The sequence below is a fragment of the Pararhodobacter sp. genome, from assembly GCF_034676075.1.
In the GTDB taxonomy this organism is placed as follows: domain Bacteria; phylum Pseudomonadota; class Alphaproteobacteria; order Rhodobacterales; family Rhodobacteraceae; genus Pararhodobacter.
This window is the reverse complement of the sequence record NZ_JAUCCQ010000013.1, coordinates 23,171-38,251: the sequence shown is the minus strand read 5'-3', so window position 1 is coordinate 38,251 and position 15,081 is coordinate 23,171. Positions and strand designations below refer to the sequence as shown.

The 15,081-nt window shown below is 67.3% G+C and carries 16 protein-coding genes; 8 read left to right on the top strand and 8 right to left on the bottom strand.

Annotated features, from left to right (window positions below):
* Nucleotides 1–58 precede the first annotated feature (58 nt).
* Complete coding sequence (gene ubiG, locus VDQ18_RS06860; RefSeq protein WP_323020237.1) at nt 59–796, bottom strand: bifunctional 2-polyprenyl-6-hydroxyphenol methylase/3-demethylubiquinol 3-O-methyltransferase UbiG; 738 nt, start codon at nt 794–796, stop codon at nt 59–61.
* Nucleotides 797–868: 72 nt separating this feature from the next.
* Here ubiG and pip point away from each other — a divergent pair, with 72 nt between their 5' ends.
* Nucleotides 869–1,852, top strand: coding sequence for a prolyl aminopeptidase (gene pip / locus VDQ18_RS06855; RefSeq protein WP_323020236.1), 984 nt, complete (start codon nt 869–871; stop codon nt 1,850–1,852).
* On the opposite strand, the gene VDQ18_RS06850 is transcribed toward pip, so the two are convergent.
* Nucleotides 1,853–2,734: an esterase-like activity of phytase family protein gene (locus VDQ18_RS06850; RefSeq protein ID WP_323020235.1), complete on the bottom strand. Its 882-nt coding sequence runs from the start codon at nt 2,732–2,734 to the stop codon at nt 1,853–1,855.
* 180 nt (nt 2,735–2,914) lie between these two features.
* Here VDQ18_RS06850 and rimP point away from each other — a divergent pair, with 180 nt between their 5' ends.
* The 4 genes from rimP to infB are packed head-to-tail and all read left to right on the top strand — an operon-like array spanning nt 2,915 to nt 8,367.
* Nucleotides 2,915–3,541, top strand: a complete 627-nt coding sequence (rimP, locus tag VDQ18_RS06845) for a ribosome maturation factor RimP (protein ID WP_323020234.1) — start codon at nt 2,915–2,917, stop codon at nt 3,539–3,541.
* Between the two features lie 3 nt (nt 3,542–3,544).
* Nucleotides 3,545–5,155 (top strand): transcription termination factor NusA, encoded by a 1,611-nt coding sequence (nusA, locus tag VDQ18_RS06840; protein WP_323020233.1) that lies wholly within the window; start codon nt 3,545–3,547, stop codon nt 5,153–5,155.
* Between the two features lie 12 nt (nt 5,156–5,167).
* A complete protein-coding gene (locus VDQ18_RS06835) occupies nt 5,168–5,794 on the top strand; it encodes an RNA-binding protein (protein WP_323020232.1) in 627 nt (208 codons plus the stop codon).
* A gap of 8 nt (nt 5,795–5,802) precedes the next feature.
* A complete protein-coding gene (gene infB / locus VDQ18_RS06830) occupies nt 5,803–8,367 on the top strand; it encodes a translation initiation factor IF-2 (protein ID WP_323020231.1) in 2,565 nt (854 codons plus the stop codon).
* A gap of 774 nt (nt 8,368–9,141) precedes the next feature.
* On the opposite strand, the gene VDQ18_RS06825 is transcribed toward infB, so the two are convergent.
* Nucleotides 9,142–9,405, bottom strand: a complete 264-nt coding sequence (locus tag VDQ18_RS06825; RefSeq protein WP_323020230.1) for a YjhX family toxin — start codon at nt 9,403–9,405, stop codon at nt 9,142–9,144.
* A gap of 258 nt (nt 9,406–9,663) precedes the next feature.
* Here VDQ18_RS06825 and VDQ18_RS06820 point away from each other — a divergent pair, with 258 nt between their 5' ends.
* Nucleotides 9,664–10,302, top strand: coding sequence for a LysE family translocator (locus tag VDQ18_RS06820; RefSeq protein ID WP_323020229.1), 639 nt, complete (start codon nt 9,664–9,666; stop codon nt 10,300–10,302).
* Here the strand turns inward: VDQ18_RS06820 and VDQ18_RS06815 are convergent.
* The 4 genes from VDQ18_RS06815 to VDQ18_RS06800 form a co-directional block, all read right to left on the bottom strand.
* Nucleotides 10,299–10,691: a MarR family winged helix-turn-helix transcriptional regulator gene (locus VDQ18_RS06815; protein ID WP_323020258.1), complete on the bottom strand. Its 393-nt coding sequence runs from the start codon at nt 10,689–10,691 to the stop codon at nt 10,299–10,301. The genes VDQ18_RS06820 and VDQ18_RS06815 overlap by 4 nt on opposite strands.
* A gap of 44 nt (nt 10,692–10,735) precedes the next feature.
* Nucleotides 10,736–11,581 carry a carbon-nitrogen hydrolase family protein gene (locus VDQ18_RS06810; RefSeq protein ID WP_323020228.1) on the bottom strand — a complete coding sequence of 282 codons (846 nt, stop codon included), beginning with the start codon at nt 11,579–11,581 and terminating at the stop codon, nt 10,736–10,738.
* Nucleotides 11,581–11,838: a glutaredoxin 3 gene (gene grxC, locus VDQ18_RS06805; protein WP_107751549.1), complete on the bottom strand. Its 258-nt coding sequence runs from the start codon at nt 11,836–11,838 to the stop codon at nt 11,581–11,583. Before grxC ends, VDQ18_RS06810 begins: the two co-directional genes overlap by 1 nt.
* A gap of 74 nt (nt 11,839–11,912) precedes the next feature.
* The gene (locus VDQ18_RS06800) at nt 11,913–12,686 is read right to left on the bottom strand and encodes a ComF family protein (protein WP_323020227.1); all 774 of its coding nucleotides are present in this window, start codon (nt 12,684–12,686) and stop codon (nt 11,913–11,915) included.
* On the opposite strand from VDQ18_RS06800, the gene VDQ18_RS06795 reads away from it, so the two are divergent.
* The gene (locus VDQ18_RS06795) at nt 12,685–13,545 is read left to right on the top strand and encodes an SAM-dependent methyltransferase (RefSeq protein WP_323020226.1); all 861 of its coding nucleotides are present in this window, start codon (nt 12,685–12,687) and stop codon (nt 13,543–13,545) included. The two genes, VDQ18_RS06800 and VDQ18_RS06795, sit on opposite strands and share 2 nt — an antisense overlap.
* 49 nt (nt 13,546–13,594) lie before the next feature.
* The gene (hemH, locus tag VDQ18_RS06790; RefSeq protein WP_323020225.1) at nt 13,595–14,644 is read left to right on the top strand and encodes a ferrochelatase; all 1,050 of its coding nucleotides are present in this window, start codon (nt 13,595–13,597) and stop codon (nt 14,642–14,644) included.
* A 114-nt stretch (nt 14,645–14,758) separates the two neighbouring features.
* Here hemH and VDQ18_RS06785 read toward each other — a convergent pair whose 3' ends face one another.
* The gene (locus VDQ18_RS06785) at nt 14,759–14,938 is read right to left on the bottom strand and encodes a hypothetical protein (protein ID WP_107751636.1); all 180 of its coding nucleotides are present in this window, start codon (nt 14,936–14,938) and stop codon (nt 14,759–14,761) included.
* Between the last annotated feature and the right edge of the window lie 143 nt (nt 14,939–15,081).

The window sequence follows — 15,081 nt, the reverse complement described above, 5'->3', positions numbered from 1 at the left end:
GCCCTCCGCTTCCGTCGCCCGAGGCGCCCGCGTCAGCGGGGAACGAGGGCGAAACCCCTCACCCGCGCCGCACCGAGGCGGTCACGTAATTCACCGACAGGTCCCGGTCCGACAGCGACCAGCGCCAGAGGATCGGGTTGAACACCATCCCCTTGCGGTCGACCGGATCCAGCGCCGCCCCCCGGATCAGCGCGTAAAGCTCGTCGGGCGTGATGAATTTCGCCCAGTCATGCGTCCCCTTCGGCAGCCAGCGCATCACCACCTCGGCGCCGACGATGGCCATGGCATAGCTCTTGGGGTTGCGGTTCAGGGTCGAGCAGATCATCAGCCCGCCGGGTTTCAGCAGGTCATGGCAGGCGATCAGGAAGGCCTGGGGATCGGCGACATGCTCGATCACCTCCATGTTCAGCACCACGTCGAAGCGTTCGCCCGCCGCCGCCAGATCCTCGGCCGTGGTATGGCGATAGTCGATTTCCAGCCCCGATTGCTGGGCATGGATCTGCGCCACCGGGATGTTGCGGGGCGCCGCATCGGCGCCGATCACCGTCGCCCCCAGCCGGGCCATGGGTTCCGACAGCAACCCGCCGCCGCAGCCGATATCCAGCAGCCTGAGCCCCTCGAAAGGTTTCGGCCCGGTCAGATCCCGGTCGAATTCGGCGGCGATCTGGCTGGTGATATAGTCCAGACGGCAGGGGTTCAGCATGTGCAAGGGCTTGAACTTGCCATGCGGATCCCACCAATCCGCGGCCATGGCCTCGAATTTGGCGACTTCGGCGGGGTCGATACTGGTGCTCATCCTGCGCTCCGGCTTGCCTTTTCCGCCCGCATCCCGTGGAATGCGGCGATTGGGCGGTATATAGACCGGATGATGGACAAGTCCCACGAGCAAAAGAGCGCAGCCGCCTTCCTCTATCCCCCGATCGAACCCTACGAGCGGCGGATGCTCGACGTGGGCGACGGGCACAGCCTTTATGTCGAGGAATGCGGCAATCCGGCGGGCGTGCCGGTCGTGGTGCTGCATGGCGGCCCGGGCGGCGGCTCCAGCCCGATGATGCGGCGCTTCTTCGATCCGGCGCATTACCGGATCGTGCTGTTCGACCAGCGGGGCTGCGGCCGTTCGCGCCCTCATGCCAGTGTCGAGGCCAACACCACCCAGCACCTGATCCGCGATATCGAGGCGATCCGCCAGACGCTGGGCATTGGCCGCTGGATCGTCTTCGGCGGCAGCTGGGGCGCGACGCTGGCGCTGGCCTATGCCCAGGCCCATCCGGCGCATGCCGCCTGGCTGGTGCTGCGGGGCGTGTTCCTGGGCACGAAGGCGGAACTCGACTGGTTCTACGGCGGCGGCGCCGGGCGGTTCTATCCCGAACTCTGGGCCCGCTTCGCCGAGGCGATCCCGCCCGAGGAGCGCGGCGACCTGATCGGCGCCTACCGGCGGCGGCTGTTTTCCGGGGTCTTCGCGCAGGAATCGCGCTTTGCCCGGCTCTGGTCCGATTGGGAGAACGCGCTGGCCACGGTCGAGACCCGGGTCTTCCACGACACTCCGGTCGATTACGCCCGCGCCTTCGCCCGGCTGGAGAATCACTATTTCTCGAACGATTGCTTCTTCGACCGGGACGGCCAGCTGCTGGAGGACCTGTGGAAGATGGCGGGCGTGCGGGGCACCATCGTGCAGGGGCAACTGGACATGATCTGCCCGCCGGTCATGGCCTGGACGCTGCACCGCGCCTGGACCGGCAGCACGTTGCGGATGGTGCCGATGGCCGGTCACGCGCTGTCCGAACCCGGCATCACCGCCGAGCTGGTCGGCGTGATGGACAGCCTGCGCAACGTCGGGCTGCTGCGGGCCTGATCAGGCCTCGGGCAGCCGGAACTCGGCGATTTCGGTGTTTTGCAGGCGGATCTGGTTGTCGTCCGAGATCGTCGTGGCCCAGAGCTGCCCCGCCGCGTCGCGGGTGACCGAGATCCCCTCGTGATTGTCGAGTTGCCCCAGCGAGGTCTCGACCAGCGTCTCGGGCTGGTCCCAGGCGCCGGGGCGCAGGCGGCTGATGCGGGTGGCGAAGAAGGCGAGGCGGAACTTGCGTTCCAGCAGATAGAGGTTGCCGTCCGGCCCGAAATCCATGCCGACAGGCCGGAACCCGCCGCGCGAGGGGACCATGCCCGCGACCTCCCAGCCGTCGCGCAGCCGATAGAGCGGATGGCCACCATCCAGTTGCCCCTCAGGCAGGACATGCACGACACCCGCGCCATCCAGCGCCAGCGATTCGAGGCTGCTGTTCACCGGCAGGCGCCGCCAGTCGGGCGCCACCGGCAGGGCGACCGCCGGTCCGCCGATCTCGGGATAGGCGTAGACGCGGGGCTGGGGTCCCTCGAACGAGACATAGAGCGTGCCGTCGGGGCCGACATCGAGGCCCTCGGCATCGGCGCGATGGACGGGCATCTCGTTGCCCTCGGGGTCGCGCAGGGTGAAATGGTCGATCTTCTCGACCTCCTGCAACCGCCCCGCCGCATCGCGGATCAGCCGGACGCGGACCAGGAATCCGCGGTCGCTGACCACCAGCGCCCGGCTGCGGTCGTCGCTGAGATGGATGCCCGAGAAGCCGCCGAAGAACGGCCCGCCCCCCTCCCAGCGAAAGAGCGAATCGGCACGGGCGGCGATGGCACCGGCAGGGCGGCCCAGGGGCAGCGCGCTGGCGGCAGCGAGGGCGAGGAAAAGGCGGCGGGTCAACGGCATGGCGGCACCCTACAGACGGAATATGTCAAACGGAATCCCGCCTCACGACATTGCGCTTGAAACGAGCGGCACTTGGGCGTATATCGCCCTCAACAGCGGCGCTACAGGGTCCAAACCTGTAGCCCACCGAAAAGTGTCGCGGGCCGCTTCGGCCCGTTTTTTCATTTCTGGAGGTCGCGCATGACCGACCAAGACCTGCACTCCGATCCGACCCCCGGCCAGCCCGAAGATCTGGTGGCCCGTACCGCCATCGACCGGCGCCTGGCCGAGATCGTCAAGCCCGCCGTCGAGGCCGCCGGTTTCGAACTGGTGCGCATCCGCCTGATGTCGGGCAAGACCCGCACGCTGCAGATCATGGCCGACCGGCCCGAGGGCGGGATCGAGATCGACGAGCTGGGCGAGATCACCACGCTGGTCGGCGCCGTTCTGGACGTCGAGGATCCGCTGGAAGACGCCTATGTGCTGGAAGTCTCCAGCCCCGGGATCGACCGGCCGCTGACCCGGCTGAAGGATTTCGACACCTGGTCGGGGCATGAGGCACGCCTCGAGACCAGCGAACTGATCGACGGCCGCCGCCGCTTCAAGGGTATCCTGCAAGGGACCGAAGAGGGCGAAGTTCTGGTCGAGATCGAGGAAAAGGGCGAGCCGCTGATCATCGGCCTGCGCTTCGAGTGGCTCTCGGACGCCAAGCTGGTGCTCACCGACGAGTTGATCGCCCAGACGCTGCGCGCCCGCAAGGACGCCGGCGCCATCAACGAATCCGACTTCGATTCCATCGAATCCGAACCCGCTTCCGAGGAGGAGTGACGAATGGCCATCACCAGCGCCAACCAGCTTGAGCTCTTGCAGACGGCCGAAGCCGTCGCGCGTGAGAAACTGATCGACCCCGAGCTGGTCGTTCAGGCGATGGAAGACAGCCTCGCCCGGGCCGCGAAGTCGCGCTATGGCGCCGATATGGACATCCGCGTCCACATCGACCGCAAGACCGGCCGCGCCCAGTTCACCCGGATCCGCACCGTGGTGGCCGACGAGGAATTCGAGAACCACCACGCGCAGATGACCGTGGCGCAGGCCAAGCAATTCATGGCCGACCCGCAGATCGGCGACGAGCTGAAGGATGATGTGCCGCCGGTCGAACTGGGCCGCATCGCCGCGCAATCCGCCAAGCAGGTCATCCTGCAGAAGGTGCGCGAAGCCGAGCGGGATCGCCAGTACGACGAGTTCAAGGACCGCGTCGGCACGATCATCAACGGTCAGGTCAAGCGCGAGGAATACGGCAACATCATCGTCGATATCGGCCGGGGCGAAGGCATCCTGCGCCGCAACGAGAAGATCGGCCGCGAAAGCTATCGCCCGAACGACCGCATCCGCTGCTTCATCAAGGATGTGCGCCGTGAGGCCCGGGGCCCGCAGGTCTTCCTGTCGCGCACCGCGCCCGATTTCATGGCTGCGCTCTTCAAGATGGAAGTGCCGGAGATCTACGACGGCATCATCGAGATCAAGGCCGTGGCCCGCGACCCGGGTTCGCGCGCGAAGATCGCGGTGATCAGCTATGACAACTCGATCGACCCGGTCGGCGCCTGTGTCGGTATGCGCGGCTCGCGCGTGCAGGCCGTGGTGAACGAGCTTCAGGGCGAGAAGATCGACATCATTCCGTGGAACGAGGATCAGGCAACCTTCCTCGTCAACGCGCTGCAACCGGCCGAAGTGTCGAAAGTGGTGATCGACGAGGACGCGGCCCGCATCGAGGTCGTGGTGCCGGACGAGCAGCTCTCGCTCGCCATCGGCCGCCGCGGTCAGAACGTGCGTCTGGCCAGCCAGCTGACCGGCCTCGACATCGACATCATGACGGAATCGGACGAATCGGCCCGTCGTCAGGCGGAATTCGCCGAGCGGACCAACCTGTTCATGGAAGCGCTCGACATCGACGAGATGATGGCGCAGCTGCTGGTCGCCGAAGGCTTCACCAATCTGGAAGAAGTCGCTTACGTCGAAATCGACGAGCTTCTGTCGATCGACGGCTTCGACGAAGGCACCGCGACCGAGCTGCAAGCCCGGGCCCGCGACCGGATCGAGGCGGCCAATCAGGCGGCGCTGGACAACGCCCGCGCGCTGGGCGTCGAGGACAGCCTCATTGACTTTGAGGGTCTGACGCCCCAGATGATCGAGGCACTGGCGAAAGACGGCATCAAGACGCTGGAAGATTTCGCCACCTGTGCGGACTGGGAACTGGCCGGTGGCTGGACGTCGGTCAACGGTCAGCGTGTCAAGGACGACGGCATCCTCGAGCCCTTCGAGATGAGCCTCGAAGAGGCGCAGACGATGATCATGACCGCGCGCATCCTGCTGGGCTGGGTCGATCCCGCCGAGCTGGAGGCCGAGGAAGAGGAAGAGCCCGCCGACGACGAAGACGACGCGTAAGGAGTCCGACCCATGACCAGGGGCGGGCGCGTCAAGGACCAGGACGGGCCGGAACGGCGCTGCATCGTCTCAGGCGAGGTTCAGCCCAAGGGTGGGCTGATCCGCTTCGTGGTGGGGCCGGGTGCCGCGCTGGTGCCGGATATCGAGGGCAAGCTGCCCGGTCGCGGGATCTATGTCTCGGCCGATCGGGCGCTGATCGCGCAGGCGGCGAAGAAGAAGCTCTTCGCCCGCGCGGCTCGGGAGCCGGTCACGGTGCCTGCGGATCTGGACGCGATGGTCCACGACCTGCAGACGCGGCGCGTGATCGGTCTGCTGGCGCTGGCCCGCAAGGCGGGTCAGGCGGTGGCGGGCTACGAGAAGGTGAAGGACTGGCTTCGATCAGAGGAGGCGGTGGTGCTGATCCAGGCCACCGACGGCTCTGAACGGGGCAAGACGAAGCTGAAGGCCCCGCCGGGCGAGGACGGTTTTATCGGCTGTCTGCTGGCTGGGGAAATCGGTTTGGCTTTCGGCCGGGAACATGTGATACATGCCGCGCTTGCCGCTGGCGGTCTGTCTGCACGTGTAGTAGAGGAAGCGGCGAAACTCGCGCGTTTGCGCGGGCAGGACGGTGGCCATTGTGGCGCCACCCGAGAGGATTGACGAGACGCATGAGCGATACTGACGGCAAGAAACCCCTTGGGCTGCGCAGCGGCTCGACCCCCGGGCAAGTGAAGCAGAGCTTCAGCCACGGGCGGACCAAGGCGGTTGTGGTGGAAACCAAACGCAAGCGCGTTGTGGTGCCCAAGCCCGGCGCCGCGGGTGGTGCGTCGGACGGATCGGCGAACAAACCGGCGGCGGGCACTCTGGGCTCGCGCCGCCCCGCAGGCATTTCCGACGCCGAGATGGAGCGCCGTCTGGCCGCTGTCCGCGCCGCCAAGGCGCGGGAGGCCGACGAGGCCATCCAGCGCGCCGAGGAAGAGCGCCAGCGCGAGGAAGACCGCGAGCGCCGCCGCGCCGAGATCGAGGCCCGCGAGCGCGAAGAGCGTGAACGCGAGGAAGCCCGCAAGGCCAAGGAAGAGGAAGAGGCCCGCAAGGTCGCCGAAGCCGCTGCCGCCGTGGCTGAGAAGGCCGCTGCCGCCGAGGCCGAGAAGGCCGAGCGCCCGGCCCGTGGCGCCGACCGCGCCCCCTCGGCGCCGAGCCCGGCCAATGCCCCCGCCGCCGAACGCAGCACCCCGCCGCGTCCGGCCGGTGGCCCCGCCGGTGCCCCCCGCAAGTCCGAGCGCGAGCGCGAGGACCGCGATTCGCGTGGCAAGAAGGGCGACGACGCCGGCCGCCGCGCGGGCAAGCTGACGCTGACCGCCGCGCTGGACGGTGGCGAGGGCGGGCGCCAGCGCTCGCTTGCCGCCATGAAGCGCAAGCAGGAAAAGGCCCGCGCCAAGGCGCTGGGCATGGGCCACAAGGCCGAGAAGCAGTCGCGCGAAGTGCGTCTGCCGGAAACCATCGTCGTGCAGGAACTGGCCAACCGGATGGCGGAACGCGCCGCCGACGTGGTCAAGGCCCTGATGAAGATGGGCATGATGGTCGCCATGAATCAGGCGATTGATGCCGATACCGCCGAGCTGGTGATCGAGGAATTCGGCCACAAGGCGATTCGCGTCTCGGACGCGGACGTGGAGCAGGTGATCGACACCGTGCAGGACAAGGACGAGGATCTCGTCTCGCGTCCGCCGATCATCACCATCATGGGCCACGTCGACCACGGCAAGACCTCGCTTCTGGACGCGATCCGCAAGGCGAACGTCGTCGCGGGCGAAGCCGGCGGCATCACCCAGCACATCGGCGCCTATCAGGTGACGACCGAATCGGGTGCGGTGCTGTCGTTCCTCGACACGCCCGGCCACGCGGCCTTCACCTCGATGCGGGCCCGCGGCGCGCAGGTCACGGATATCGTGGTTCTGGTGGTGGCGGCCGACGATTCGGTCATGCCGCAGACGATCGAGGCCATCAACCACGCGAAAGCGGCCGGTGTGCCGATGATCGTGGCGATCAACAAATGCGACAAGCCCTCGGCCGACGCCAACCGCGTCCGCACGCAGCTGCTGCAGCATGAGGTCGTGGTCGAGGAAATGGGCGGCGACGTCCAGGACGTCGAGGTTTCGGCGCTGACCGGCAAGGGGCTGGACAGCCTGCTCGAAGCCATCGCGCTGCAGGCCGAGATCCTGGAACTCAAGGCCAACCCCAAGCGCTCGGCGCAAGGCGCGGTCATCGAGGCCAAGCTCGACGTGGGCCGTGGTCCGGTGGCGACCGTGCTGGTTCAGCACGGCACGCTGCGCAAGGGCGACATCTTCGTCGTGGGCGAGCAATACGGCAAGGTCCGCGCGCTGATCAACGATCAGGGCGAGCGGGTCGACGAAGCCGGTCCCTCGGTCCCGGTCGAGGTTCTGGGCCTGAACGGCACGCCGGAAGCCGGTGACGTGCTGAACGTTGTGGAAACCGAAGCCCAGGCGCGCGAGATCGCGGATTACCGTGCCCATGCCGCCAAGGACAAACGCGCTGCCGCCGGTGCCGCGACCACGCTGGAACAGCTGATGGCCAAGGCCAAGGCGGACCAGGACGTGGCCGAGCTGCCGGTGCTGGTGAAAGCTGACGTGCAGGGTTCTGCCGAGGCCATCGTCCAGGCGCTGGAGAAGGTCGGCAACGACGAGGTCCGGGTGCGGGTTCTGCATTACGGCGTCGGCGCGATCACCGATTCGGATGTCGGCCTGGCGGAAGCCTCGGGCGCGCCGATCATCGGCTTCAACGTCCGTGCCAATGCCACCGCGCGCAGCTCCGCGTCCCAGAAGGGCGTCGAGATCCGCTATTACTCGATCATCTACGACCTGATCGACGACATCAAGGCGGCGGCCTCGGGCCTGCTGAAGGACGAGGTTCGCGAGAACTTCATCGGCTATGCGAAGATCATGCAGGTCTTCAAGGTCTCGGGCGTCGGCAAGGTTGCCGGGTGCCTGGTCACCGAAGGCGTGGCCCGTCGTTCGGCCGGCGTCCGCCTGCTGCGCGACAACGTGGTGATCCACGAGGGCACGCTGAAGACGCTGAAGCGCTTCAAGGACGAGGTGAAGGAAGTCATCTCGGGCCAGGAATGCGGCATGGCCTTCGAGAACTACGACGATATCCGCGACAACGACGTCATCGAGATCTTCGAGCGTCAGACCGTGGAACGCACGCTGGCCTGATTACTTCGGCGGTTGTTTTCGTACCGCCTGTCACCCAAGATCGAACGCCCGGGCTTTCACCAGCCCGGGCGTTTTTCGTGCGGGTATCCATGTCGCGTAGCCATCAGCTGCAGCATCCATCAGGCGCTGACCATTTCGGCCTACTGGATGACATGCGTAGTGGCGCTTTTCGTTTGCCTTCTGGGCCGATCCTGCTGTTGCTGGGCGAACATTTCGGCCCCAACCGCGGTTGGGGCGCCCGCCATATTTGGCACGAGCATCAGAGGGAAATAGCCGCGCGGGGATGGAACCAGTTCGAGGATGTGGCGAAGTTCGTCGCGCTGATTGTCTGCGCCGGAACGCCTGTCTTCTTTGAGGGACCAGGCACCAGAAACACCCGACTCGCAGTCGTTCGAAGCCGTTCGGGAACGGCCATCCTAGAGTCCCGCGACCGCCGGGACGGCCATATCTGGTCCATTGTGACCGCGTTCGCAGGAACAAAAACGCACGGCACCCGGGTGGGGACCGTGCGTTCTGGTAGCTCGCAGTAGCAGCGTCTCTTTAGCTCTTGGGGTCAGAGACCACCCGTAGTGTCCTGCGAATGGACTGCCTATCCAGTCCACCATCCAAAGCGAGCGGGCCAATCGATAGGCGAAGCCGACTCGAAATGCTCTTTATGGCTACGCTCAATATAGGGCGGAAAAGCCGCCAATTCAACAAACGCAACGTCCGCGGTCAGGGGCGGAGCGGCGCGACACTGCGTGCTGCGGTCCGCCCCTGGCTTGAAAGGTCCTCTCAGCCCCCCTGATTGTCGAGCTGCGCGCGGACGCTCAGCCGCCCGCGATGCGAGATGCGGTACGCGTCGCCGCCCCGTGATTCGATCAGCTTCTTGCGCTTCAGCTTCTGAAACACGCGCAGGTCGCAATCGGCCAGCACCATCCCCTCGCGGGTATAGCAGGTGGTGTCGACGATCTTGCGGCCCTCGCCGCGCTCGTGCTGGATTCGGCCCCCCAGGGCCAGGACGTGCAACGTCCGTTGTTCGGGTCGGGAAATATTCATGGATGTCTCGTATGACAGACGTGTCAGATCACCCGGCAGCATCACGCCGCCCGGCTGGTTCCGGATCACGCGGTCCCCGGCGACGGGGACCTAGTCACACAAGCTCTGACATCCACTCTCCATGAGCCGCACCCGCCGGTCAGCCGGGGACGCAGGGCCAAGATGGGGGATCGGCGCGGCGATTGCAACGGGTGGCCCCTTGCCGGCGCCGGGGGCGAGGCGCTAGCGTCACAGCCCATCCCCTTGCCCCGGTGTCCCATGTCCTCGGCCCAGCTGCTTGCCTTCGTGGTCGCGACCACGCTCCTCGTCACCTCGCCCGGCCCCAATGGCGCGCTGATCGCCCGGCTGGTCCCCACCTCGGGCCGCGCAGCGGGCTTTGCCGCGATCGCCGGGTTCTTCACCGCCTTCTACATCCACGGCACGCTGTCGATCCTCGGCATCTCCATCCTGTTGATGCAATCGGCGACGGCCTTCACGCTGGTGAAGCTGGCGGGCGCCGCCTATCTGCTGTGGATCGGCGTGAAATCCCTGATCGCCGCCTGGCGCGGCGCGGCACCCCTGGCCGAGGTCGCCCCCGCCCGGCGCGCGCGGACGCTCAGGCGGGCCTATCTGGAGGGGCTGCTGACCAACGGGCTCAATCCCAAGGTCTCGATGTTCTATCTGGCGGTCTTCCCGCAATTCATCCCGGTCGGGGCGCATCCGGTCGCCACCGCCTTTGAACTCGTGTTCATCCATTCGATGATCAACGTGATCTGGTTTTCCGCCGTGGTCCTGCTGCTGGCCCGCCTCAGCGCCGCGACGCAGGGCGCGCGGTTCCAGCGCTGGCTGAAAGCGGTCACCGGCGTGGTCTTCATCGGCTTTGGGCTGAAACTGGCCAGCCTGCGCCAGGCTGCCTAATCCTCGTTCTCCAGCTCGGACCTTAGCTCGCGCAGCACCGGCAAGACGGCGCGCACCTTGTCGGTGCCGATTTTGGTGGCCAACGCGCCGATCACCGGGGCGATGGCATGCAGCGCCGCGTCGCGGGCCTGCCGCCCGGCGGGCGAGATCGAGACGAACTTGCGCCGCGCATCGTCCCAGTCGGGGCGGATGTGGATATGGCCCGCGACCTCCAGCTTGCCCAGCGTGTTGGTCATGGCGCCCCGGGTCACGTGGAACGCCTTGGCCAGTTGGGCGGGGGTGCGCTCCTCCTGCCGCCGGGCCAGCAGGTTCAGCACGCTGAAATGCGACAGCTCCATCCCGCGCGGCAGCACCTTGGTCAGCCGGGCGCGGGCCAGCTGATCGGCCATGAACAGCTCGGCAAAGAGCGGGATGGCGAGGTCGTCGAGGTTCTTCACGTCAGACGCTCCGGCGGCGCGAAGGGGCGGTCGTGGTCGAGGGACGGCACCCGGGCGCGGGCATGCTCCACGGCGCCGAGGTCGAGGTCGGCGAAGATCAGCCCCGGCTCGGTGCCCGCATCGGCCAGGATCTCGCCCCAGGGGGCGATGGCGAGCGCGTGGCCATGGGTGGCGCGTTTGCGGCCGGTGGTCTGGGGATGCTGGCCGGTCTGAGCCGGGGCCAGTACGTAGCAACCCGTCTCGATGGCGCGGGCACGCAGCAGCGTCTCCCAATGCGCGGCGCCGGTGACGGGGCTGAAGGCGGCGGGAACGGTCAGCACCTGCGCCCCAGCCTGCGCCAGCGCGCGATAGAGATGGGGGAAGCGCACGTCGTAACAGATCGTCATGCCCAGCGCGGCGAACGGCGTCTGCGCCAGCACCGCGCGGTCGCCCGGACGGATCCCGGCCGATTCGCGGTAGGTCTCGGTCTCCGTCACCTGCACGTCGAAGAGGTGGATCTTGTCGTAACGCGCCGTGATCGCCCCATCCGGCCCGATCAGGATCGAGCGGTTGGCAAAGCGCGTATCCTCCGGATCGGCGGTCTTCAGGATCAACGAGCCCGCCAGCAGCCAGATCCCGGCCCGCGCCGCCTCGTCCCGCAGCATGGCGAGGACCGGGTCCTCGCCCTCGACCGTCAAGACGTTCTGATGGTGCTTGCGGTCGGCCGAGATGCAATTGGTGCATTCCGGCGTCAGCACGAAGCCCGCGCCACCCGCCACCGCCCTGCGCACGGCGTCGCGCACCAGGGCTACATTCTCGGCCGGCAGGTCGCCGACGCTCAGCTGACAGAGACCGGCGCGCATCAGCCTGCCAGCAGCGGGTCAAGCCCGCCCCGCCGGTCCAGCGCATGCAGATCGTCCGAACCGCCGATGTGCTTCCCGTCGATGAAGATCTGCGGCACGGTACGGCCGCCCTTGGCGCGGTTCACCATCTCGGCCTTGCGGTCGGGGTGTTCCAGCACGTCGATTTCGGTGAAGCTCACGCCCTTCTGCTTCAGCAGCCGCTTGGCGGCGTGGCAATAGCCGCAGAAGGGCGAGGTGTAGATTTCCACGTTGGCCATGGCGCATCCTTTCACGATTGCTTCGGATGTAGTGCGCCGGAGGGGGCTTGTGAACCGTGATTACGGTCTGACGATCATTCCTCGCGCAGAACCCGGGCCAGAACGATGACATCGACATCATCGGCGCCCGCAGCGAAGCAGGCTTCCGCCGCCGCGGCCAGCGTCGCGCCCGAGGTCATGACGTCATCGACCAGCAGCACATGCCGCCCCTCGATCCGTTTGGCGCGGGTCGGGCGGGGGGCGATGGCGCCCTGCTGGTTCTCGAACCGGGCGGCGCGGCTCAGCCCGTCCTGGATGCCGGTGCACCGAGTGCGAAGCAGCAGGTCGGGCAGCGCCGGGCGGTCCAGTTCCCGGCCCAGCGCCAGCGCCAGCAACGCCGATTGGTTATAGCGGCGGTGAAACAGGCGCGCGCGGTGCAGGGGCACCGGCACGACCAGCGTATCGGCGCGGCACAGGGGCGCGGCCTGACGGGCCAGCCAGCGCCCCGCCGGGCGGGCAATGTCGTGCCGGTCGCCGTATTTCAGCGCCAGCACCAGCTGACGCCCGGTCCCGCCATAGAGGAGCGCTGCGCGGCCGTGGCTCCAGGGCCGGGCGACGCGCAGGCAATCGTCGCAGAGGATCGGCGCCTCGGCCGGATCGCCGGGCAGGGGTGCCGCGCATTTGTCGCAGGACAGGCCGGTGACGAAGGCGGCCTCGGCCCAACAGCGACCGCAGAGCGTGCCGGGCTCCAGCACGGCCGCCTCGCAGGCCAGACAATGCGGCGGATAGAGCGTGTCCAGCACCAGCCGGGCCGCGCGGCCAAGCCCGGCCTTGACTTCGCCGCCCGCAAGGCCAAACACACCTGCCATGAGCGCCCAACGCCCCCCTGCCCTGACCGACCGCCCCGCGCTGGACCGTTTCCGCGCCCGCGCCCGCCGCGCGCCCGCCTTCTTCCTGCACGAGGATGCGGCGGACGAGGTTCAGGAGAGACTCGCCGAGGTTAACAGAACGTTTACGGCACCCGCCGTGGTAACGCCCTTCCCCGAGGTCTGGGAGGGTCGCCTGCCCGGCGCCCGGCTGGTCCCGGATACCGACGTGCTGGATCTGGAACCCGGCGCGCATGACCTGGTGGTGCATGCGCTGGCCCTGCATTGGGCCGACGATCCGCTGGGCCAGATCATCCAGTCGACGCGGGCGCTGCAACCGGACGGGTTGTTCATCGGCGTGCTGTTTGGCGGGCAGAGCCTGCAGGAGCTGCGCATGGTGCTGGCGCAGGCGGAAAGCGACGTGACCGGCGGCCTGTCGCCCCGGGTGGTGCCGATGGGCGAGATCCGCGATCTGGGCGCGCTGTTGCAGCGGGCCGGGCTGGCGCTGCCGGTGGCGGACAGTTTCACGCGGACCGTCCTCTATCGCGACCTGCTGCATCTGGTGCGCGACCTGCGCGCCATGGGCGAGGTCAACGCGCTGGACGCCCGCCACAGGGCCCCGCTCAGGCGCGCGGTGCTGGCCCGGGCCGCCCAGCTTTACGCCGAGAGTTTCGCCGATCCCGAGGGCCGCCTGCAGGCCACGGTCGAGACGCTGTTCCTGACCGGCTGGGCGCCCGCCGAGGGCCAGCAGAAGCCGCTCCGCCCGGGATCGGCCGCGCAGCGGCTGGCGGCGGCGCTGGGGACCACGGAAACCGGCCTCGAACCTGCGCCTTTTGCCGCAGCCCCCAGGCTCAAGGATTGACGGGACCGACCCGCCCGCTAGGTCTGGGTCGCCACCAGAGAGGAAGCCGATGACCGACCTGCACCGACCGGCCCATGCCCCTGCCGACCACCCCGCCCTGCCCCGGGCCAAGGTCGGCGTGCTGCTGGCCAATCTGGGCACGCCGGATGCGACTGATTACTGGTCGATGCGGCGCTATCTGAACGAATTCCTGTCCGACCGCCGGGTGATCGACATCGCGCCCTGGAAATGGCAGCCGCTGTTGCAGCTGATCATCCTGTCGAAACGGCCCTTCACCTCGGGCGCGAATTACCGGCTGATCTGGAACAAGGAGCGGGACGAGAGCCCGCTGATGACCATCACCCGGTCGCAGACCGAGGCGCTGGCCAGCCGCATGCAGGAGGCCTATGGCGAGGCGGTGCAGGTCGAGTTCTGCATGCGCTACGGCAACCCCTCGACCGCGAGCGTGGTCGAGAAGATGGTCAAGGCGGGCTGCGAGAAGATCCTGTTCTTTCCGCTCTACCCGCAATACGCGGGCGCCACGACCGCCACCGCCAACGACCAGTTCTTCCGCGCGCTGATGGGTCAGAAATGGCAGCCCGCCGCCCGCACCGTCCCCGCCTATTTCGACGAGCCGCTCTATATCGAGGCGCTGGCCGCCTCGGTCGAGCGGGCCTATGCTGCACTGCCGCAAAGGCCCGACCTGCTGGTGGCCAGCTATCACGGTATGCCGCAGCGCTACCTGCGCGAGGGCGACCCCTATCATTGCCAGTGTCAGAAGACGACGCGGCTGCTGCGCGAGCGGCTGGGCTGGGAGGCGGGATCGATCGACACCTCGTTCCAGTCGGTCTTTGGGCGTGAGGAATGGCTCAGGCCCTATACCGTTGAGCATGTGGCAAAACTGGCCGAATCAGGGGTGCGTAACATTGCCGTGATCGCCCCCGCTTTCAGCGCCGATTGCATCGAAACGCTGGAGGAAATCCAGGGCGAGATCCGCGAGGCCTTCGAACATGCGGGCGGTGAGAGCTTCACCTATATCCCCTGCCTGAACGATGATTCGGCCCATATGGACGCGCTGGCGGCCATTGCCCGGCGCAATCTGGCCGGTTGGCTGGAGTAATTTCTGCGGTGCAGAATGAACAAAGGCCCGGCAGGTTTCCCGCCGGGCCTTTGCTTTGGGCAAAACGAAAGGGGCCAGGCGAACCTGACCCCTTCGTTTGATCGCGTGTGCGGATCAGTTCGCCAGAGCGGCGACCAGAACCAGCAGCAGCAGCGGGATCACGATGCCGCCAACCGACGACGACGAGTGAGCCACAACGACTTCCGGCTCGACCATCGGCGGGGCAACGTAGCCCGAAGCCATGGCGCCGGTGCCGACGACGGCCAGCAGGCCAGCGAGAGCAAGTTTCTTCATGTCAACCTCCAGTATTCGCATGCCCCTGTTTTGTTATGAGGACAGGAACATGCACCCAAGACGATACCTCGTATCTGATCTGAAAGCAGTTTGCGGGGTGAATTGCAACGGGGCACGTGCGGCTTTTCACGCTTCTTCGCCCC

What these genes read in the sequence shown, in the direction of transcription:
- ubiG (WP_323020237.1), bottom strand. Translation starts at nt 796, where the DNA reads ATGAGCACCAGTATCGACCCCGCCGAAGTCGCCAAATTCGAGGCCATG.
- pip (WP_323020236.1), top strand. Translation starts at nt 869, where the DNA reads ATGGACAAGTCCCACGAGCAAAAGAGCGCAGCCGCCTTCCTCTATCCC.
- VDQ18_RS06850 (WP_323020235.1), bottom strand. Translation starts at nt 2,734, where the DNA reads ATGCCGTTGACCCGCCGCCTTTTCCTCGCCCTCGCTGCCGCCAGCGCG.
- rimP (WP_323020234.1), top strand. Translation starts at nt 2,915, where the DNA reads ATGACCGACCAAGACCTGCACTCCGATCCGACCCCCGGCCAGCCCGAA.
- nusA (WP_323020233.1), top strand. Translation starts at nt 3,545, where the DNA reads ATGGCCATCACCAGCGCCAACCAGCTTGAGCTCTTGCAGACGGCCGAA.
- VDQ18_RS06835 (WP_323020232.1), top strand. Translation starts at nt 5,168, where the DNA reads ATGACCAGGGGCGGGCGCGTCAAGGACCAGGACGGGCCGGAACGGCGC.
- infB (WP_323020231.1), top strand. Translation starts at nt 5,803, where the DNA reads ATGAGCGATACTGACGGCAAGAAACCCCTTGGGCTGCGCAGCGGCTCG.
- VDQ18_RS06825 (WP_323020230.1), bottom strand. Translation starts at nt 9,405, where the DNA reads ATGAATATTTCCCGACCCGAACAACGGACGTTGCACGTCCTGGCCCTG.
- VDQ18_RS06820 (WP_323020229.1), top strand. Translation starts at nt 9,664, where the DNA reads ATGTCCTCGGCCCAGCTGCTTGCCTTCGTGGTCGCGACCACGCTCCTC.
- VDQ18_RS06815 (WP_323020258.1), bottom strand. Translation starts at nt 10,691, where the DNA reads ATGGCCGATCAGCTGGCCCGCGCCCGGCTGACCAAGGTGCTGCCGCGC.
- VDQ18_RS06810 (WP_323020228.1), bottom strand. Translation starts at nt 11,581, where the DNA reads ATGCGCGCCGGTCTCTGTCAGCTGAGCGTCGGCGACCTGCCGGCCGAG.
- grxC (WP_107751549.1), bottom strand. Translation starts at nt 11,838, where the DNA reads ATGGCCAACGTGGAAATCTACACCTCGCCCTTCTGCGGCTATTGCCAC.
- VDQ18_RS06795 (WP_323020226.1), top strand. Translation starts at nt 12,685, where the DNA reads ATGAGCGCCCAACGCCCCCCTGCCCTGACCGACCGCCCCGCGCTGGAC.
- VDQ18_RS06800 (WP_323020227.1), bottom strand. Translation starts at nt 12,686, where the DNA reads ATGGCAGGTGTGTTTGGCCTTGCGGGCGGCGAAGTCAAGGCCGGGCTT.
- hemH (WP_323020225.1), top strand. Translation starts at nt 13,595, where the DNA reads ATGACCGACCTGCACCGACCGGCCCATGCCCCTGCCGACCACCCCGCC.
- VDQ18_RS06785 (WP_107751636.1), bottom strand. Translation starts at nt 14,938, where the DNA reads ATGAAGAAACTTGCTCTCGCTGGCCTGCTGGCCGTCGTCGGCACCGGC.